The organism is Streptomyces sp. NPDC054841 (assembly GCF_053611045.1).
The window spans coordinates 1-19,839 of the sequence record NZ_JBSGZO010000124.1 but is presented as its reverse complement, the minus strand read 5'-3'; the positions used below and the strand labels follow the sequence as shown (position 1 = coordinate 19,839).

At 69.4% G+C, this 19,839-nt stretch carries 14 protein-coding genes and 4 pseudogenes; 8 read left to right on the top strand and 10 right to left on the bottom strand.

Features of this window, described 5'->3' with window-relative positions; translation table 11 throughout:
• The 4 genes and pseudogenes from ACWGI8_RS18550 to ACWGI8_RS18535 all read right to left on the bottom strand — a co-directional run.
• Nucleotides 1-837 (bottom strand): alpha/beta fold hydrolase (locus ACWGI8_RS18550; protein ID WP_453662154.1); only part of this gene is annotated, 837 nt, incomplete at its 3' end.
• 105 nt (nt 838-942) lie between these two features.
• Nucleotides 943-1,038 (bottom strand): annotated as a pseudogene (locus ACWGI8_RS18545) (hypothetical protein); the annotation flags it as partial.
• A gap of 118 nt (nt 1,039-1,156) precedes the next feature.
• A complete protein-coding gene (locus tag ACWGI8_RS18540; RefSeq protein ID WP_453662152.1) occupies nt 1,157-1,879 on the bottom strand; it encodes a hypothetical protein in 723 nt (240 codons plus the stop codon).
• A gap of 410 nt (nt 1,880-2,289) precedes the next feature.
• On the bottom strand, nt 2,290-2,898 hold the full coding sequence (locus ACWGI8_RS18535; protein ID WP_453662150.1) for a TetR/AcrR family transcriptional regulator: 609 nt from the start codon (nt 2,896-2,898) through the stop codon (nt 2,290-2,292).
• Nucleotides 2,899-2,987: 89 nt separating this feature from the next.
• On the opposite strand from ACWGI8_RS18535, the gene ACWGI8_RS18530 reads away from it, so the two are divergent.
• Together ACWGI8_RS18530 and ACWGI8_RS18525 are read left to right on the top strand one after the other, a co-directional pair.
• Nucleotides 2,988-3,416: a nuclear transport factor 2 family protein gene (locus tag ACWGI8_RS18530; RefSeq protein WP_453662149.1), complete on the top strand. Its 429-nt coding sequence runs from the start codon at nt 2,988-2,990 to the stop codon at nt 3,414-3,416.
• Entirely contained in the window at nt 3,413-4,261 is an 849-nt protein-coding gene (locus ACWGI8_RS18525) for an NmrA family NAD(P)-binding protein (RefSeq protein WP_453662147.1), read from the top strand. The genes ACWGI8_RS18530 and ACWGI8_RS18525 overlap by 4 nt, the downstream gene beginning before the upstream one ends.
• 1 nt (nt 4,262) lies before the next feature.
• Here ACWGI8_RS18525 and ACWGI8_RS18520 read toward each other — a convergent pair whose 3' ends face one another.
• Nucleotides 4,263-4,811, bottom strand: coding sequence for a hypothetical protein (locus tag ACWGI8_RS18520; RefSeq protein WP_453662146.1), 549 nt, complete (start codon nt 4,809-4,811; stop codon nt 4,263-4,265).
• Nucleotides 4,812-5,039: 228 nt separating this feature from the next.
• On the opposite strand from ACWGI8_RS18520, the gene ACWGI8_RS18515 reads away from it, so the two are divergent.
• Nucleotides 5,040-6,089, top strand: a complete 1,050-nt coding sequence (locus ACWGI8_RS18515) for an NAD(P)-dependent oxidoreductase (RefSeq protein WP_453662153.1) — start codon at nt 5,040-5,042, stop codon at nt 6,087-6,089.
• A gap of 103 nt (nt 6,090-6,192) precedes the next feature.
• Here ACWGI8_RS18515 and ACWGI8_RS18510 read toward each other — a convergent pair whose 3' ends face one another.
• Nucleotides 6,193-8,748 carry a Pls/PosA family non-ribosomal peptide synthetase gene (locus tag ACWGI8_RS18510; protein ID WP_453662145.1) on the bottom strand — a complete coding sequence of 852 codons (2,556 nt, stop codon included), beginning with the start codon at nt 8,746-8,748 and terminating at the stop codon, nt 6,193-6,195.
• Nucleotides 8,749-9,325: 577 nt separating this feature from the next.
• Here ACWGI8_RS18510 and ACWGI8_RS18505 point away from each other — a divergent pair.
• Nucleotides 9,326-9,580, top strand: a pseudogene (locus ACWGI8_RS18505) (hydroxymethylbilane synthase); the annotation flags it as partial.
• An 83-nt stretch (nt 9,581-9,663) separates the two neighbouring features.
• Here the strand turns inward: ACWGI8_RS18505 and ACWGI8_RS18500 are convergent.
• The gene (locus ACWGI8_RS18500; protein WP_453662143.1) at nt 9,664-10,152 is read right to left on the bottom strand and encodes a hypothetical protein; all 489 of its coding nucleotides are present in this window, start codon (nt 10,150-10,152) and stop codon (nt 9,664-9,666) included.
• 278 nt (nt 10,153-10,430) lie between these two features.
• On the opposite strand from ACWGI8_RS18500, the gene ACWGI8_RS18495 reads away from it, so the two are divergent.
• From ACWGI8_RS18495 to ACWGI8_RS18480, 4 genes are all read left to right on the top strand, one after another.
• Nucleotides 10,431-11,549, top strand: a complete 1,119-nt coding sequence (locus ACWGI8_RS18495) for a PP2C family protein-serine/threonine phosphatase (protein WP_453662142.1) — start codon at nt 10,431-10,433, stop codon at nt 11,547-11,549.
• A 307-nt stretch (nt 11,550-11,856) separates the two neighbouring features.
• The gene (locus ACWGI8_RS18490) at nt 11,857-13,959 is read left to right on the top strand and encodes a SpoIIE family protein phosphatase (protein ID WP_453662140.1); all 2,103 of its coding nucleotides are present in this window, start codon (nt 11,857-11,859) and stop codon (nt 13,957-13,959) included.
• Nucleotides 13,960-14,170: 211 nt separating this feature from the next.
• Nucleotides 14,171-16,060, top strand: coding sequence for an ABC transporter ATP-binding protein (locus tag ACWGI8_RS18485; RefSeq protein ID WP_453662138.1), 1,890 nt, complete (start codon nt 14,171-14,173; stop codon nt 16,058-16,060).
• A gap of 248 nt (nt 16,061-16,308) precedes the next feature.
• On the top strand, nt 16,309-16,944 hold the full coding sequence (locus tag ACWGI8_RS18480) for a DUF4328 domain-containing protein (protein WP_453662136.1): 636 nt from the start codon (nt 16,309-16,311) through the stop codon (nt 16,942-16,944).
• A gap of 186 nt (nt 16,945-17,130) precedes the next feature.
• Here the strand turns inward: ACWGI8_RS18480 and ACWGI8_RS18475 are convergent, their stop codons facing one another.
• From ACWGI8_RS18475 to ACWGI8_RS18465, 3 genes and pseudogenes are all read right to left on the bottom strand, one after another.
• Entirely contained in the window at nt 17,131-17,274 is a 144-nt protein-coding gene (locus ACWGI8_RS18475; protein ID WP_453662135.1) for a hypothetical protein, read from the bottom strand.
• A 221-nt stretch (nt 17,275-17,495) separates the two neighbouring features.
• Nucleotides 17,496-18,455, bottom strand: a pseudogene (locus ACWGI8_RS18470) (NAD(P)-dependent oxidoreductase); the annotation flags it as partial.
• A 166-nt stretch (nt 18,456-18,621) separates the two neighbouring features.
• Nucleotides 18,622-19,650 (bottom strand): annotated as a pseudogene (locus ACWGI8_RS18465) (S66 family peptidase).
• Nucleotides 19,651-19,839: the final 189 nt, after the last annotated feature.

Here is a 19,839-nt window from a genome sequence, read left to right as displayed (position 1 = left end):
GCCCAGGAACGCCGCGGTGGTCGCCACGAACCGGTCGGGATCGTCGAGCCACGGGAAGTGTCCGGCTCCAGGCTGAATGACGAGCTCGGCGTTCGGGAACAGCCCGGTGAACTCGGCGATCGCGGGAGGCGGAGAATTGAGATCGACCTCTCCGGCGAGCAGGAGCACCGGCGCCCCGAACAGCGCGAGCGCAGCACGGGTGGTGTCCGGGTCGAAAGCGCCTTCGGCGCCGAAGGCAGCCGCGGCCTCCTTGTTCTTCTGCCCGTCCTCAGCAGCGTGATGGGCTTGAGCCTTCTCGTCCCAGCGGCCGTAGAAGAACGGTGCGACGGCCTGCCAGGAGTCGTCCGTCGCCTTGCCCGCAGTGATCACTTCCAACGCCGCGAACGCCGCCGGGAACCACGGCTCGTCCTGGCGGAGCTGCGCCGTCTCGCGCCGGAGGTCTCCAGTGATCGCGAGCCCGACGGCCATGGCACTCGGCGTGATCAGGGCGAGCTTGCCGACGCGTTCCGGGTGACGGCCCACATACAGCGCCGCCAGGTTCGTGCCGCCGGAATGCGCGAGCAGGTCCATCCGTTCGAGACCGAGGTGCTCGCGCAGGGCGTCCACGTCTTCGACAAGGTGGTCGCAGCGGTAGGACGCGGCGTCCTCCGGTGTCCCGGACTCGCCGGTGCCCCGGAGGTCCAGCATGATCAACTGCCGGTGTGCGGAAAGCCCACCGAGCTCGCCCAGGTACGCGGAGGCCTGCATCGGCCCGCCGGGCAAGCAGACCAATGGAGCGCCGTTTCCAAACAGGTGATAGGCAAGCTTGGTTCCGTCATACGCGGAGTAGGTAGGCATGGCCAAGACCCTGTCAGGGGCGTTCGGACGGAGCAACTGGGTTCCCCGACCTGGTCGATGCACCGGGAACTGGGGCGGTCTCTGCCATGCCGTTGTCGGGACGGTGTCGGTGGCCGTGTTGGTACGGGTGTCGATCACCGCCACATCGTTCGTGCCGGCGTTGGCGACGTATACGTGGGAGCTGTCCGGAAGAACCGCCACTCCCAGGGGGAAGTCGCCGACGGGGACGGTGTCGGTGCCCGTGTTGGTACGGGCGTCGATCACCGACCCCTTGTCCGTCGCCGGTCGAACGCCATCCCCTGGGAAGGGGACAGTGAGGTCAGTTGGTGGGCGCTTGGTAGAGGCCTCGCCCGGCGCGGTGGGCCCGGGAAGTGGCGATGAGGCGGTCGAGGGTGCTGCGGACGGTGTTGATGCCGGCGGTGGTGTCGTCGCGGCCCAGGGCTTGGGCGACGTCCCGTGCCCGCAACGGGGTGTCGGCATGGCGGGCCAGGACGGCGATGACCTGGTCGGTGAGACCACCGGTTTCCTGGGCGGCTGCGGCCGGTGCTGCGCTCTTCGTTTCCTTGGTCTTCACTGCCTTGGTCGGGGTGGTCTTCTTGGCCGGGCGGCGCTTGGACGCGGTCTCGGCAGGCTTCTTGGCCCTGGCCTTCCCGGTGCCAGTGCCAGTGGCAGTGGCAGTGGCAGTGGTCTTGCGAGGGCCGGCCTGCTTCTCCGCCTCGGACGTCGATTCATCCGCTGGTACGGAAGCAGGTTCGGGGGCGGCCGGTGCCGGTTCCGGCGTGGTGTCGGGAGCGGCTTCGACCGGGATTTCCACTGCAGTGTGGGCGTCGGCGGCCGGCTCGCCGGCGCGGGGCTGCGGGACGGTGGTGGCGGACAGTGCGCTCAGTGCCGACAGCGCGGCACGTACCGATTCCAGTCGCTCGGACACCGTGGCGAGTTCCGTCTGCAGTGCCTGCTGGTGCTCCTCCAGCCGGGGAAGCTCTGCCTGCAGCAGCGCAGTTGTTGATTCGATGCTGAGCGTTGCGTTGGGTGTCGATGTCATGGTGCTCTCCTGATGCGTGAGCGTGCCTGTGCCCATGCCTGTGCCGGTTCCAGTGCCGGTGGCGGGGGCTGTTGTGATGCAGGGTACGGCGGTTGCGCTGCAGTTGGAACGTGGCCGGAATTGACAACCGGGGCTTGACGAGGAGGTCCCTGGAAGGACTCCACTTGCGTTTCACCCATACGAGAGCCGCGCTGCAGGGACGTTGGACAGTACCAGGCCGTCCTGTGTGGGGCGTTGCCGCCGTGTCCGGGCCGCAGCGCGTTTGCATGTCGATGATCAACGGCGTCGACGGCTCCGCATCAGATCCGAAAGCCATCAGTACGGCGGAGCCCCATCGGGATCGCATCTCGCCCCTTCACCGCACAGTGCGCGCATCAGGGGCAGGGGCGACGGCGGTTGGGGCCCGGTGATCAGTCCTCGGCGGCCGGTTCCCGTCGTGCACGGGTGCCGAGGATCGTGGCGGTGAAGGTCGCCAGCTCTGCCCGCATGTCCTCGCGGGGCACGCGCTTCCCGCCGGCCAGGTATTCGACGAGGTCGGCCCGGGTGGCGGCGAGCAGCGCATGTGCGGTGAAGTCGCTGCTGGTCAGGCCCGGAATCTGCTCCAGCAAGTCCCGGAGCAGTGTGTGCCATCGCTCGTAGTGGTCCGTCCGGTAGGGGCTGTCCGTGCCGGTGCCCTCCAGGGCGAGCGCGAGGTGGCGGTTGTCGAGCTTGAAGCACAGGACGGCATCCAGCAGGGCGGGTACGCGCTCCAGCGGTGGGGTGGCGGGCCCCAGCGGCGGCGGGCCCGCTTCGACCGCGTGTCTGATCGGTTCGAGTCGCGCCTCGTACAGTGCGCGGATCAGCCCCGTGCGATCACCGAAGGCACGGAAGAGGGTTCCCTTGCCGACGCCGGCCGCTGCCGCGATGTCGGCCATGGTGACGTCTTCGGGGCTTTGGCAGTGGGTGAAGAGTGTGTCGGCGGCCGCGAGGGCGGCGGCCCGGTTACGGGCCGCGTCCTTGCGTGGCTTGCGCTCGGACATGTGGTTCCTCCGGTTGCGATGCGGACCGGCGGTCCGTATCTTTCATAGAAGCGGACCGCTGGTCCGTATCGTACGGGACGGAGAACGTCATGCCCGCAACCACCTCACCGGCAGATCTGTACCGCCACAGCCTGCGCCTGCTCCTGGACGAGGACATTGCCGCCTGGGTCGGCCTCTGGGCCGAGCATGGCGTCATGGAATTCCCGTTCGCGCCCCCGGGTTGGCCCGAGCGACTGCACGGTCGGGAGGCCATCGCCGCCTACATGCGCGACTACCCCGACCACATCGACCTGCACGACTTCCCCGACCTGCGGATCCACCGGACCACCGACACCGGGACCATCGTGGTCGAGATGCGAGGCGTGGGCCGCATGGTCGAGACAGGTGCCCCCTTCGACATGACCTACATCGCCGTCGTGACCGTCCAGGACGGACGCTTCACCTCCTACCGCGACTACTGGAACCCTCTCGCCGTTTACGAACCCGGCATGGACTTCACCAGGAGCAGCGCCCGATGACCTCCACCGGCACCACCCTGGTCATCGGCGCCACCGGCGCCACCGGCAGCCGCACCACCGCGCAGTTGATCGCCGCCGGCCACCGCGTCAAGGCCGCCAGCCGTCGCGCCGCCCCGCTCCCGGGCGCGGAACCGGTCCGCTTCGACTGGTACGACCCCGCCACCTTCCGCGATGCCCTCAGCGATGCCGACATCGTCTACCTCGTCCCGCCCGTCGGCGACCCGGACCCGGCCGCCGTCATGCTGCCCTTCCTCCAACAGGCCCGCACCGCCGGCGTGCACCGCGCGGTGCTCCTCAGCTCCTCGGCCATCACCGAAGGGGGCCCGGCGGTGGGAGCGGTGCACCAGGCCATGCCCGGCCTGTTCGACCAGTGGGCGGTCCTGCGCCCCTCCTGGTTCATGCAGAACTTCACCGGCGCCCACGCCCACGCCGAGAGCATCCGTGACGACGGCATCATCTGGACCGCCGCCGGGATGGGCCGGGTCGGATTCGTCGACGCCGACGACATCGCCGCCGTCGCCGTACGCGCCCTGACCGACGGTCAAGCGCCCAACACCGACCTGGTCCTGACCGGGCCGGAGACGCTCAGCCACGACGACATCGCCGCAATCGTCACCGAGGTCACCGGCCGCCCCGTGGTCCACCGCCACCTGACCTACGACGACATGCGTGACCGCCTGGCGGCGGTGATACCGCTGGAGTTCGCCACGATGCTGGCCGGCATGGACCGCGCCATCGCCGAGGGAGCCGAGGACCGGACCACCGACACCGTCCAGCGCCTCACCGGCCGCCCGCCGCACGGCTTCCGGGCGGTCGCCGAACGGGAGCTGGCGCGAGGCGGTTGAGTCATGCGGTTGGCTCCGTGGGTGGACGATCCGCGTCCGGGCCCTGTGCCCGGACGCGCTGTACGTGTTCCAGGGACTCGCGCAGGTCCGTGAGCCAGTCGTCCGTGTGCTGCTGGACGAGACGGACGCACCAGGCGAGCGCGTCGCTCCGGCTGCGGGCCACACCGCCGGCGATCAGGGTGTCCAGGACCTGGCGCTCGCTCTGCCGCAGTCGGGTCATGACCGGGGCCGCGACATGGGTGAACAAGGCGCGGGTTCCGTCGCACTCCACGCCCCATGAGACTTTCTTGTCGAAGCGCTGTTCGGCCTCGCGGGCCACGGCGATGCGCGCGTCGCGGGTGCGCTCCCGGAACTCCTGGATGCGTCCCTGGACGGCCGCCTCCTTCTCGGCGGGCGAGACGTCCTCGGCAAGGTGGGGTGCGGGGATACGCCCGATGACGGTGATCTCCTCGCGGTCCACCGTCACATCCAGCAGGCGTTCGTAGACGTCTTCCGGCAGGCGGCCGGCGAACCAGCCGCGAAGCTTCTCGCGCTGTTCCTTTGTAAGCATGTAATCAGCATTACTCGCTACGGCGGGCCGGGCAAGGCGGTGGCCGTTCGCCTCGGGCGGAAACACCCCTGCGCCCCTGGAGCCGTGCGGTTCACCGGCGGCGGAGGAGGCCGCGTCGTCGGCGCCGCCCAGCAGCATCGCGTCGGCACGCCTGGGCCTTGCGTTTCACCGCCGGTGTCTGGATCTCGTAAGGTCCGTACACAGGGAAAGGGGGGGGCTGTGGGGCAGATGCGCATCTTGCTGCTGGACGCGGCTCCCGGGAAGTTGCTCGATCTTGAGCTGGAGCGCCTGCTCGGACACGGGTTGGCTGTCACGTTGAACCTCCGGCGGGTCACCGACCAGGCGAGCGCGCGGGCAGTCTGGGCGGACCGAGTGGAGTTCACCGATTTCGATGCCTTCGACGAGTCGGCCCTGATCTCCGAGTTCATCGGGGGCGGGCTCGGTTACCACGCGGTCAAGTCCCGCGCGGGTGTCCCGCTGCGTGCCGGCTTCCTCGCAGCGACGACCGGCCCGACACTGGCCAACCGGCTCCGGGTCGTCGGTCGCGCCGGGGCGGGCACCGATCATGTGGACCTGGCCGCCGCCGCCCGCCACGGCGTCACCGTCACCCATACGCCGGGCTCCAATGCGAACGCGGTCGCCGAGTTCGCACTGGCCCAGCTGCTCGCTCTGACCCGGAACCTGCCGGCGCACAACGAGGCAGCGCACCAAGGCCGCTGGAGCACGCCGACCGCCCCCGTGGTCGAGCTCTCGGAGCTGACGTTGGGCATCGTCGGTTGGGGCCGGATCGGCCGGGCGCTGGCAGACCGGGCACGCGCCCTGGGCATGGCTGTCCAGGGCTTCTCGCGGCGCCCGGCAGGGGCGGCGGTGCCCCGGGCGGAATCCCTCGGCGCCCTCCTGGCCACCAGCGACGTGGTGTCCCTGCACCTCCCGCTCACCGCGCAGACCCGAGGGCTGATCGGCCGGGCGGAACTGGCGCTGATGCGGCCCGGGTCGATCCTGCTCAACACTTCCCGGGGCGGGGTCGTCGATGAGCAGGCTCTGGCCGACGCGCTACGCGACCCGCGACATCCGCCGGCGGCCGCCGCTGTCGACACCTTCGAGCATGAGCACGCCGCCTTCGCGTCTCCGCTCTTCGGCCTGCCCAACGCTCTGCTCACTCCGCATGTTGCCGGGATGACCAGAAGCGCCATGACCGAGGCGGCCCTCCGCTGCGCCGATCATGTCGCAGCGCTGCTCGCCGAACGCCGGGACGGTGTCCCCGTTGTGACGTTGTGACGTAGTCCCGTTGTGACGTTGTGACGCCCGTGGGCGACGAGTGATTGGCCGGGCGAAGAATGCGGCGACAGAACCCGGACGCGCCGGCCGAGCCCCTCGGCCGCTATGTGATCACCGCGTTCGTTGCCTCGGTGTTGTCGAGTTGCTGCGGGTTGACGGTGGGCCTCTCCGACTCTGTCGCGGGGTTCCCGCCCCAACGGGCGCGAGCGGGGACTTCCTCACCCTTCATCAGGAAGGAGTCAGGTGCGAGCACCGCGCCGTCGCCCATCGTCACGCCGTAGTGCACGTGAGCGCCGACGCCGAGGGTGCATCCGTCACCGATCGTGCTGTAGTCGGACTTGAAGGTGCCGTCCTCTTGGGAGTGGCACTGGATCTTGCTCCCCGCATTGAGCATGCAGTCGTCGCCTATGGTGGTCAGCATCCGTTCCGTCAGATAGCAGCCGTCGTCGAACACCCTGCGGCCGAGCCGGACCCCCAGGAGCCGCCAGATCACGTTCTTGAAGGGTGTGCCGTTGAAGATTTCGAGGTATTCGTCGGGGACCTTCCAGAGGCGTTCGTGCCACCAGAAGTACGGCTCGTAGATGGAACACAGCTGCGGTCGTAGCCCGCGAAAGGCTTGGATGCCGCGTTCCACCAGGACGTAGTAGAGGGCGGAGAACGCGAGTGAAAAGGCCAGATACGCGGCGATCACCACTGCTCCGACAAAGCCGTAGAAGTCGACGGCCGCGAGGCCGACCGCAGTGATCACGAACACGTACAGCCATCGCGCGAACAGGAAGTACACCATCGAGCGAATGTTGTAGCGGTTCTTCGCCGCGAGATTGCGTCGCAGTGCGTCCTCGGTCCGGAAATGGTCGAAGCGCGAGTCGCGCTCCACCGACCTGGGTATCTCGAAACAGGGCGAGCCGAGCAGCCCGACCCCTTCACGGAGTTCGCCGTCCAGCGGAACCATCACCTTCGTGGCGAGCAGGCAGTTCTCGCCCGTCCTGGCCCCCGAAGGGTAGGCGATGTTGTTGCCAAGGAAGTTGTGTGCCCCGATCGAGGCCCGGGACACACGGAACGACGTGCTCGAGAAGTCCGCATTCACGATCGAGAGCCCGTCTGCGATCATCGTCCCGCTGCCGACGGAGCTCAGATACGGCGTCTCGTGCTGGACCTCCGTGCCGAAGTTCGACCCGGTCTGCTCGACCCGGGACAAGTCGTATCCGAGTCCGCGCAGGTAGTAGACGATGTAGGAACTGTCGCCGAGCAGCCACTTGAAGAACTTGATGTTGGTCATGCGAGCGATCGTGCGGTGCACCGAGTACTGGAGGCCGTACAGCGGGTAGACCTTGTCCGGCTTGACCACCAGGTTCAGCAGACGTGGAACGGTGAACACCACAGCCAGACCCACGACGACCGCTCCGAAGAAGAACACGGCAGAAAGGACCAGCGCGTCGATGTAGAACGGCGCTGCCGACAGGTCGACCCTGCCGGGAGCCAGCATCCTGCCGAATGCCGGAACCGCGGTCAGCACCACGTACGCGCCGCCGAGGGTCAGCGGTGTGTACAGGAGGAACGTCTGAAGCACGGTGACGAGGCCGTAGCCGGCCCGGCGCAGCGCGCCACAGGCCGTCGGCTCGACCCTCACGTAGTCGACGTCCGTGGGCTGGGCCGGTGAACCGTGCCACCGTTCACCGGCCGGCACCGTCTGGCCGCTGTACAGCCCTGACGTGTGGCCGAGTTGAGACCCGTCACCCATCGACGTGTCGATGTCGAGTACGGTCTTCTCGCCGATGAAGACGTCCTGACCGATCGCGACCCGACCGGTCTGAATACGTCCGGCATGTGCCCGGTAGCAGAGGAAGAACGCTTCCTTGCGGATCACCGTACCTGCGCCGATCGTCAGGAGGTCGGTGCAGACCGGCACGGTGCGGGACAGGATCGTGACGCCCTTGCCGATCCGTGCGCCGAGGGCCCGCAGATACAGCACGTACAGGGGATTTCCGATGAAGAAGACCATCGGGTTGGCGTGGATCAGAACCTTGACGGTCCAGAAGCGCAGATAGGTCAGACCCCATACCGGGAACTCGGTGGGATTCCACCGGCCGATGAGGATCCATTTGGCCACGATCGGAAATATGCACATGGCGAGCAGGCCGGCGCTGCCGAAGAGGGCGGACCGCAGATAGATGTCGACCGGGTCCGATCCGTCGGCGACCCATTCGAATCCCCGGGCAGTGACGAATCCGGCGACGGTGGAGTACCCCAGGAAGACCAGGAGTTGCACGACACCACAGAGGACGAACCGCAGTGTGCTGGCAGGTGTCACCACCTCGGGCACTGCCGGCACCGGCGACTCGCCAGGGGGAGGGGCTGTGTCCGCGAGCGCCGTCGCCAGATCCCGGACCGTCGGGTACTGGTAGATGTCCTTCATCGACACCGACGGCAGATCTGCCCGCTTCCTGACCCTTGCGCAGAATTGGGCCATCAGCAGCGAGTTGGCCCCGAGGTCATCGAAGAAATGACTGTCGACCGACACCTGCTCGACGCACAGGACGCCGGCCAGTACCGCCGCGAGATTGCTCTCGGCGTCCGTCACCGGGCCGGCGTCACCGCGCTTGGCGAGCGCGGATTCATCCGGCCCGGGCGTCAACACCTCGACAGATTTCTCCACCATGTGAACTCCTTGCGGAAATGTCGAGACACCATCGGCCACTTTGGCCGGGCACCCGGTGCCTCCGCGCTCCGACGACAGTGGGAGCCAGCAATCCGGAAGCCACGAGGTTGTGAGCTCTTCCCTGGTCACAGGGCCAGGGCTGTCAGTCTCCACCGGCCACCGACGGGTTGCCACTCGAGCCCGTCGTGTCAGCGCGGCGCGGCTCCGAGGAGCCATGGGTGCACGGTTCCACAATCCCCGGTCCTGGCGGAGGGCGCCCTGTTCCGTCCCCATTTCCTTGGGATGCCGTGGCCCGGCGCGGGAATCTCGCGAGACGGTAAATTTCTTCACCCGATTGCCCGTTCGACAATCGAGCTCCCCGGTGGTATCGAAAAGGAGAGCCGCGAGGCGAGGTTCTCCGCGACCGGCTCCATGTGCCCCCACCAGGGCGTGCCGCCGGCGTCGTACTCGACGTAGGGGAGTGGCCCGCCCGCAAAGCGCCGCCTGCCTGGCTCACAGGCCGCCAGGGCCGCGTCGACGACTTCCTCGCACACCGGCCCGAGCATCGCCAAGCTGTGTGTCACACCGGTGAGATGGGCGTGCGGACACCGCCGAACGTATGTTCCTCCACGTCCTCCAAGGCCACTGCAACAGCCCCATCGCCGGCTACGCCAAGGCTGAACGCGGCGGTGATCTCTCGCTGCGCGCGTGCGTGTTCACCCCGGACGGCAAGTCGGTCCTCAACGCTCACGAGTGGGCCGGGCGCCTCGATCCGGCCACCTTGGGCACCTCCGTCGCCGTCGCGCTCCTCCGCCAGGGAGCGCGCGACCTGATCGACGGCATCGCGCACTGAGAAGGCACCTGAAGGCAGGGTCCCTGTAGTACGACCCGGGGGACCGGACGTCTTCAGCCCTTGGCCTGCTGTGAGGAGAGGATTCAGCGCAAGAGGTAGAGGGTGAAGCCTCCGCCCCCGTCGGAGACGCGGGCGACGTGGCCGTAGCCACGGGCGGTGGCATACGCGCCGGTGCCGCCGGTGACGGCGATGTCGAAGTCGCTGGGCGGGGTGCCGACGGGGGTGGTCTGCACGTGCTGCCACGTCACCTGCCCCCGGGGAAGGCTGAACGTGCCTGTGCAGAGACTGGTTCGCGCCGCCACTCGGGTGCACACCGCTCCCTCGGTGCCATAGCCGACACCCCTGCGGAAGAGGTTCGCGGTGAGGATGATCTGATCGCCGACCCCTGGTCCGGGCGTCCCGTTGTCGACCACCGTGGTTCCCGTGCCCGTCGACGTCAGGCTGATGACCTCCGTGGGCTTGACATCCCCGCCCCGAACCATGGGGGCGTAGGACGCAGAAGCGGAACCCGCGAGAGTCGCGAGCGACAACGCGGTTGCCGCCACCACACCCCACTTCGAAATGGAAAGCATAATTCCTCGCCCGATGTCAGAATTCTTGGTGCGCCTAAGAATTCTCATTGCGCGAGTAGTGTCAATTCTCAAGCTCGTCAGAAGCGCCGGGTTCATCCGTCCGGCGGCACCTCCCACGACACACCGAGGCGGCCAAGTCGAGGTCTTCGTCCTCGGTGGTGGTGAGGGCCGGCGCAGTGGGCGGAGTGCATTGTTGCGCGATCGCGGAGCAACCGGGGGCGCACGGCCAAGACTCCGGGGGAGCTGAATGCCCACTTGTGCCCGATATGATGCACTTTGTGATCACGCCTGGACGGCTGCGGCGCCGTCGTCCCCCCTACGGCGGCCGGTGGGAAGCTGCTCTGCTGTCACCGGTGATCCTCACCGTCCTCATCGCCGGCCTGGCGTTCTCCACACCGAGGGAGATCGCCTTCAGCCGCCTCCTGCCCGCCGCGCCCGCCCTCGCTGCCGCGATGTGGCCGGTGCTCCCCACGATCCTGCTGGGGACGTTCTGCCTGCTGGTCATGATCGGCCTCAGCCTCGTCTACTCCGACCTGGGGACGCCGTACACAGCGGCTGCGATCGTTGCGGTCACCTTGGCAGCCGCATACGCGAGCCATGTCCGACTCCAGCGGGAGGAGATGCTCTTCCACGTGCGGCTCGTCGCGGACGCGGCCCAGAAGGTGCTGCTGCGTCCCCTGCCGCGGCGCATCGAGGGTGTCGAGATCGAGTCGCTGTATCTGGCGGCCCAGGAGCAGGCCCGGATCGGCGGCGACTTCTACGAGGCGGCCGACACACCGTACGGGGTCCGGCTGCTCATCGGCGACGTACGGGGCAAGGGCCTGACCGCGGTGGGGGCGGCCTCCGCGGTGATCAGCAGCTTCCGGGAGGCCGCGTACGACGAGCCGGACCTGAGGGGCATCAGCCATCGCCTGGAGACCAGCATCATCCGCCACAGCGCTGCGTTCCCCTCCCAGGACCTGCCGGAGCGCTTCGCCACCGCTCTCATCGTCGAGATCCCGCACGGCAGCGGCCACGTCAGACTTCTCAACTGCGGGCACCCCCCGCCGCTGCTCGTGCACGGCGGGGAGGTCCGCGTCCTGGAGCCCACCACTCCCTCGCCGCCCCTCCACCTCGCGACGCTCATCGGAGACCACTACTCCGTCGACACCGTCGCCTTCGCCCCGGGCGATCAGCTGCTGCTCTACACCGACGGGGTGACGGAGACACGGGATCGCGCGGGCGAGTTCTTCCCGCTGCCGGACTGGATGCGGCGGGAAGGCCTGGCGCCGCCCCGCGAGCTGCTCGACCGGCTTCATCGGGACCTGATCCACTACAGCGGCGGAAGGCTCGAGGACGACATCGCGGCCCTCGCCGTGCGGAGCCCTGACACCCGGGTGCAGGAACTCCCCGCGTAGGCCGGTGGAAGCCGAGGGTCGGACTCGCCGGTCGGCCGGGTGCCGGTGACCGGGCCTGCCTGTATTCGGTCGCTGTTCACTCGTTCAGTCCAACGGGCCGCGCGCGGCCCGGCAGCCGGGTCCGGCGAGCCCTGTACCCACGGGGTGTGCGGCAGGCCGATCCAGGGGGAACATGGAGGCCGAAGTACTCACCGGAGAAAAGAAGTACTCACCGGAGAAAAAGGGGGCAGCCGACAGGTAGGCGGACGGGCCACGGACCGCATCGGGGGACGGCCCACGTGGTCCGCCAGGTGGAAGGAGCGCCCGGGTGAGCGCAGCCGATGGACGTCCGGCCGATGCCGGTCAGCCGCGGGGAAGGTCGTCGCAGCCGAGCGGGCTCATGGACCTTCTCGGCGTCGCTGCGGTGCTGCTGGACGCCGACGGGCGGATCGTCCTGTGGAGCCCGCAGGCCGAGGACCTGTACGGCTACGCCGCCAAGGAGGCACTCGGGCAGTACGCGGCGCCGCTGCTCGTCCACGAAGAGCACTGGGACCTGGTGATCAAGAAGTTCGCCGAGGTCATGGAGACCGGGCAGAGCTGGGCCGGGGCGTTCCCCGTCCGGCACAAGGACGGCACCACGCGATTCGTGGAACTGCGCAACATGCGGCTGCTGGACGACCGCGGCGACTTCTACGCCCTCGGGCTCGCCACCGACTCACCGACCCTTCGCGAGGTGGAGTGGGATGTCGCACTGTCCAGCCGGCTGATCTCCCAGTCCCCCATCGGGCTGGCGATCCTCGACAGCGATCTGCGGTACGTGGCCGTCAACCCCGCCCTGGAGCGGATACACGGCATTCCGGCCAGGGACCACCTCGGCCGGCACTATCGCGAAGTGATGACCTCCGCGAAGTTCGAGGTGCCCGAGAGCGCCATGCGGGAGGTCCTCAGGACCGGGGTCCCCATGGTCGACCAGTCCACCATCGTCGGCCGCAGCCCCGCCGATCCGCAGCACGAGCATGCCTGGTCGATCTCCTTGTACCGGCTGGAGGACCCCCAGGGGCGTGTTCTCGGGGTGGCCGATCTGGTGGTGGATGTCACCGACCGGTACCGGGCAGCCACGGAGGCGGCGGAGGCCCGGCGCCGCCTGGCCCTGATCGCCGACGGCTCCGCCCGTATCGGCACCACCCTGGAGGTGGGGCAGACGGCCCGGGAGCTGGCCCAGGTCACCGTTCCCGAGCTCGCCGACGTGGTCACGGTCGACGTACTCGACTCCGTCCTGGACGAGCACCGCCGAGCCCTCACGGACGGCCCCGCTCTCTTCCGCGCCCTCGCGGTGAAGGCCGCCTACCCCACCGAAGCCGTCCAGGCGTGCGACCCGCCCGGCCACATCGCGGCCTACGGCGCCGACCGGCTGGCCACCCAATGCGTACGCACCGGCCGCCCGATCCTCATCTCCCGCGCGGATGAGACCGACCTGGCACACATCGCCCGCGACGACCACGCCGCCACCCTGCTGGCCCGCGCCGGGGTGCATTCGTACATGCTGACCCCGCTCACCGCACGCGGCCACATCCTCGGCTGTCTGGGGCTCATGCGGGCCCGCAACCCGCTGCCCTTCGGCGAGGACGACCTCGCCCTCGCCGGTGAGCTGGCCTCCCGGGCCGCCGTGTGCATCGACAACGCCCGCACGCACCAGAGCATGCGCAACGCCGCCGAGATCCTGCAGCGCAGCCTGCTTCCGGACCGCCCGCCCGATCTTCCCGGCCTGCAGATCGCCTACCGGTACCGGCCGGCACAGGCCACCTACGAGGTCGGCGGCGACTGGTACGACGTCCTCCCGCTCGACGGCGACAGGACCGCACTCGTCGTGGGCGACGTCATGGGCAGCGGCATCGACGCCGCCGCCACCATGGGCCGCCTGCGCACCGCCACCAGCGCCTTCGCCGACCTCGACCTCGACCCCTCCCAGGTTCTCCAGCACCTCGACAAGATCACCTCGGGGCTGGAGCACTACATCGCCACCTGCGTGTATGCCGTCTACGACCCACACCGCGCCGAGTGCCACATCGCCAACGCGGGCCACCTGCCGCCCGCCCTCGTGCGCAGCGGCGAACCTCCCGAGCTGCTCGACCTGCCCACCGGCACCCCGTTGGGAGTGGGCGGCGTCGCCTTCGAGACCGTCACCATCGACCTCGGCCCCGGCGACCGGCTGGTCCTGTACACCGACGGACTCGTCGAAACCCGCCACCACCCCATCGACGAACGCCTGGAAACCCTCCGCCGTCTGCTCGACAGGCCCGACCGCTCTCTGGAGGAAACCTGCGACCGGCTCCTCCAGGAACTCCGGCGGCCCGACGATCCCGATGACGTCGCCCTGCTCATCGCGCGCACGCAGCCGTTCACGCCCGACTCCGAACATCCTCAGCGTTGATGGCGACAGGGCGGGAGTGCTGCTGACGGTGCCGGCGGTGGCTCGGGCCGTGAAGCGGGTGCCCGAAGGCTCGGCAGTGGGTCGGAGTGAACTGGCCGGGGCAAAACACTTGACCTCAAGTTTCGTTGAGGTTTTAGCGTGGTCAGTGCGCCCCGGGCCATGCCGGCCGACGGGATCCCAGCGCCGGCTCACCAGATTCCGGAGGCACCCCATGGACATGGAAGTCACCGCGTGGACTTCGCTGCACAGTGCAATGAACGCCCAGCAGGACCGGCGGCCCTTCTCGCGGGTGACCCTGCGCCGCATCGCCGCCTTCGCCCGGCCGCACCGCCGGAAGATAGGTCAGTTCCTGCTGCTCAGCGTGGTCACGGCACTGCTCGCGGTGGCCACCCCGGTCCTGGCGGGCCGGGTCGTGGATGCGATCGTCCACGGCGATGCGTCCGGAACCGTCGTCCGGCTCGCGCTCCTCATCGCGGTGATCGCCGTCGCCGAGGCCGGCCTGGGCCTGCTCACCCGCTGGCTGTCGGCGACCCTCGGCGAAGGGCTGATCCTCGATCTGCGCACAGCCGTCTTCGATCACGTCCAGAGGATGCCGGTCGCCTTCTTCACCCGCACCCGCACCGGGGCACTCGTCAGCCGGCTGAACAACGACGTCATCGGCGCCCAGCGGGCCTTCAGCAACACCCTCTCCGGTGTCGTCTCCAACATCGTCACCCTGCTGCTGACACTCGCAGTCATGCTCACCATCTCCTGGCAGATCACTCTGCTCGCACTCGTCCTGCTGCCGGTGTTCGTCGTCCCGGCGCGCCGCATGGGTTCCCGGATGGCCCGGCTGCAGCGCGAGGCCGCCAATCACAACGCGGCCATGGGCACCCAGATGACCGAGCGGTTCTCCGCCCCCGGCGCCACCCTCGTCAAGCTCTTCGGGCGGCCCGACGACGAGTCGGCCGAATTCGCCGCCCGTGCCCGCCGGGTGCGTGACATCGGTGTCCGTACGGCCATGGCCCAGTCCGCGTTCATCACCGCCCTCACCCTCGTCTCCGCACTGGCTCTCGCCCTGGTCTACGGACTCGGCGGCTACTACGCCCTGCGCGGCCAGTTGGACCCGGGAGCCGTCGTTGCGCTCGCCCTGCTCCTCACCCGTCTCTACGCGCCGCTGACCGCCCTCGCCGGCGCCCGTGTCGAGGTGATGAGCGCACTCGTCAGCTTCGAGCGGGTCTTCGAGATCCTGGACCTGGTACCGCTGATCGCCGAGAAGCCGGACGCCCGCCGGGTGCCGGACGGCCCGGTGTCCGTCGAGTTCGACGCAGTCCGCTTCGGCTACCCCTCCGCCGACAAGGTCTCCCTCGCCTCCCTCGAAGAGGTCGCCACCCTCGACACCCGAGGCGGCACCGAAGTCCTGCACGGCGTCTCGTTCCGCGCCGAACCCGGCCAGATGGTCGCGCTCGTCGGCTCCTCCGGCGCCGGGAAGTCGACGATCGCCCAGCTCCTGCCGCGGTTGTACGACGCCGAAGCCGGCGCGGTACGCCTGAACGGCGTCGACGTACGCGACCTCACCGCCGCATCGATCCGCGAGACGCTCGGCATGGTCACCCAGGACGGCCACCTCTTCCACGACTCCGTCCGCGCCAACCTGCTGCTCGCCCGGCCCGGAGCCACCGAGGACGACCTCTGGGACGCGCTGCGCCGCTCCCGGCTCGACGGCCTGGTGGCCTCTCTGCCCGACGGGCTGGACACGGTCGTCGGCGAGCGCGGCTACCGGCTCTCCGGCGGCGAGCGCCAGCGGCTGACGATCGCCCGGCTGTTGCTGGCACGGCAGCGGGTCGTCATCCTCGACGAGGCGACGGCCCATCTCGACTCCACCTCCGAGGCGGCCGTCCAGGAAGCCCTGGGCGAGGCACTGGAGGGCCGTACCGCCGTCGTGATCGCCCACCGGCTGTCCACCGTGCGCGCCGCCGACCTGATTCTCGTGGTCGAGGACGGCCGGGTCGTCGAACGCGGCACCCACACCGAACTGCTCGCCGCGCGCGGCCGGTACGAGGAGCTGTACCGCACCCAGTTCGCGCACCCCGGAGCGGAGGAGACCCAGCCCGTCGGCTGAGGTCCCGCAGCGTCGTGGATCCGGGTCCCGGGGAGCCTCCACCACCCGGGACCCGCGCCGCTGCCCGGCCCACGCCCACGCCGTACGCCGAAGCCCCCGCGCCCGCGCAGCTCGCGCCGGCCCCGCGCGAACAGGAGACTGCGGCACGTCGCCGCAGGAGCTCATATCTGGACGGGCTCGCTCCGGGCCCCATACATTGCTCCTCCCATAGCCGACCGGGTTCGGCCGCCGTCGACGTGGGAGTACTGGTGGGCAAGGGTTCAAGCGCTGTCGTGTGTGCCGCGCTCGGAGTGAACATCGCCCTCGCCGTGGCCCACCTGGTGGCCCAGCTTCGCCTGCACACCGTGCTGGGGCACATGTCGCACGGCGAGCCCGTCCTGCGCGCCGAGATGTGGGTGGGCAACTTCGCGGGTGCCCAAGTGGCCGCCTTTGCGGGAGCGGGTCTTCTCTTCGTGCTGTGGTTCGTGCAGGCGTGGGAGCGGGCCGGCTCTCTTCTTCCCCGTCGACGGTGGTGGCAGAGTCGTCATTGGGCTCTGGCCGGCTGGTTCGTCCCTGTTGTGAACCTCGGGGTCCCGTTCCTGATCGCTCTCGACCTGTGGGCATCGAGCAGGCCCGAGGACCCCGCTCGCGGTCACTCCCGGCTGTGGGTCATCGGGTGGTGGCTCACCTTCGTGTCGTGGACCGTTGCCAACCGCTGGGCCCAGGCCCTGTACGGGCGGGCCGAGCAGGTGGAACCGGTCAGGGGCGCCTTGCGCGTCGGCATGGTCACGGACGTCCTCGGCGTAGTCGCCGCCATCGCCGCCATCGTTTTCGTAGTGCGGCTGAGAGGGTCTCGGATCGCCCCGCGTAGCCGCCACAGCACGCCGTTGACCGCCTGCCGGTGATCACGCCAAGGAGTGATCGGGGTGTGCGGTGTAGTCCACGCACGTGGCGACGCCCGGCTGACGAGTCAGCCCTGGTCGGACGCCGACATCGGCCGTGTGGTTCCTTCGCCGACGGGCGCATCGTGCAGAAGCGCCCGTTCGCGGCGGCCGCTGGACAGCCGGTCGCCGCCGGCGGTCTGCGGGCTGTTACCGCTCGACGGTGTCCAATGCCGGGGCGATGACGGCGAAGGCCCGTTCGATCAGTTCGGCGTGGTCCTCGGCGCCGTCGCTGCCGCTCCACCGTTGCAGCGCGGTGCGCAGCCTGCTCGCCCATCCCGGCGATACCGCCACCAACCTGCAGACAGGTGCGCCGATCGGCCTGCGGCGGGTGGTGCTCGGCCGCATTGGCAACCCGCTGTTCGCCCAGACCCCGGCCCGCGGCGCGTGGCAGCAGTCGTACGCGGCGACCGCCCCGCATATGGAGGGCGGTGCCTTCATCGGGCCCGACGGCCCGGCCGAGCTGCGCGGCGGACCGATGCGAGTACAGCTGGTGGAAGTGTGCGGGGTCGCGGTCAGGGATTGTGGGGTTCGTCGAAGCTGGCGTAGTAGGCGGCGGCCATGTCTTCGTCGCCGTGGCCTTGGGCGGCGGCGCGGGTGAGGCGTTCGGCGCCGGCGGCGGCCACGTCGAGGCGGATGCCGTGCTGCTGGCCGGCCTCGACGATCAGACGAGCGTCCTTGGCGGCGGTGGCGACCGCGAAGCCGGCCGGTGACAGGCGGTCCTCCAGGACGAGGGCGGCCTTGGTGCGCAGGTAGCCCATGTCGAGCGGGCCGCCGGCGATGAGGTCGAAGAAGCTCTTCGGGTCCACGCCGAGGGCCTTGGACAGGGCCAGGACCTCACCGGCCGCGGTGGTGGCCGCGATGACCCAGCTGTTGGCCACGAGCTTGAGGCGGGTGGCGCTGCCCGTCGCACCGTCGTCGCCGGTCCACACCGTGCGGGCGCCGACGGCGTCGAGGACCGGCGCCACGGCCTCCCGGCCCCGGCTCGGGCCTGCGGCCAGGACGACCAGTTGCCCGGCCTCCGCGGGCTCGCGGGTACCGAGGACGGGTGCGTCGAAGAAGACCAGTTGGTGCTCTCGGGCGAAGTCGGCCAGTTCGCGGACGGCCTGGAGCCCGGCGGTCGTGGACTGCACCCAGGCGGTGCCGGGGCGCAGGGCGGGGGCGGCCTGCCGCATGGTCTCCAGGGCGGCGGGGCCGTCGTGGACCATGGTGAGGACGACATCGGCATCCCGCACGGCTTCGGCGGGGGTGTCGGCGATGTGCGCGCCGTCCGCGGCCAGCGGCTCGGCCTTGGCCCGGGTGCGGTTCCATACGCGGACGGTGTGTCCGGCCCGCGCGAGGTTGCGGGCCATCGCGGCCCCCATGATTCCGGTGCCCAGGACGCTCACGGTGAGTTCGTCGGTCATGACGTCGGCCTTCAGCCTTCCTGCTCGTACGGTGCTGTGTCGTGGGGAGCCGGTGCGTCCGGGGGCGCCGGCCGCACCGGCTGCCTGGAGTGTGCCCGTTCAGGAGCGCCTTTCAGCCGCGACGCGGGCCGGACCGTCCGGCCGGTCCCGGTGGCCGTCGAGTATCGGGTTCGGCCTCTGCCGGGCCGGTTCCGCGCTCGGCCGGCCGATGGGACGCCTGGGTATGGATCCGCACTCAGCCCAGGGTCTGGGTGAGTTCGCTACGGGTTGACGTGTGTACGACGCGGCCGTGCGCCCCATTCACGATCGGCATGTACGGCGGGACGTGCCCGCACTCCACGTCGGCGATGATCGGCACGTTCAATGGGCCGAGTGCGTCGAGTACGGCTTGGTGCTGGGTGAACGAGCCGGCGCCGGGTGCCGAGGTCCGGCCGACGAGGACCGCGTTCGCCTAGTCGAAGAAGCCGGCCAGTCTCATACCGTGCAGGTTCCTGCAGATGGTGAAGGCGTCGTCGCCGGCGGCCTCGACATAGACGAGCAGCCCGTCTGCGGACACAGCCCGCGCGAAGGCCGAGACGTCGAGGTAGGGCGACCCCGTGAGATTGCACAGCGTCTCGATACAGCCCCCGATCAGCCGCCCTTCGACCTCCACGTCGCCACTGCCGTCCAGCCTGGTCCATGTGCCCGGTGCGTCGAGCGTGTACTCACGTATCTCGGGCAGGGCACCGAAGTCGTCCCAGCCTGCGGAGCGGTAGCGGTTGGGCGGAGTCTGCGTGAACCGGTGTCCCTGCGGCGCAGCAACGATGTCGAGCCACGACAGCAGCCCCTCGGGCACCCGGTAGGGAGTGTCCATGAGGTTGTTGCCGTGCACGGTCGCCGACCCCGTCAGGAGCGTGAGCGGCGTGATGATGGTGGACATGTCGGAGAACCCGACGAGCCAGGTCGGCTCGGCATCACGCAGCCGGTCCCAGTCGAGCAAGGGCAGCAGGTCGATCGCCGTCTCCCCGCCCCACGGGGGCACCACGGCCCTGATGCCGGGATCCGTCAGCATCGACATCAGCTCGTCCGCGCGGTCGGGCGCCGAAGCGCTGACATGTCCCGCGCCGTCCATGCACCGCCCGACGACCACCTCGTACCCACGCGTTTCCACATCACGGATCGCGACATGGAGGCGCTCGAGCAGCTCTTTGGCGACTCCGCTCGACGGAGAGGTGATGCCGACACGGTCACAGGGGCACAAAGGGCGTGGATATCGAACTGACATGCGCCGGATCTTGGCACAGCGCAATGTCGGCACGACAGCGACTTTCCGTACGACAGCGACTTCCAGCGCGCCTCGGACAACAAGTCGTGCAGCCGATCCGGGTTGTGTTCCATGAGCCGGACGCACGCGTTCGGGAGCCTGGCCGAGCGATGGCTTCTGGCGGCCCTGGGCTGACGCCCACGGCGCCCC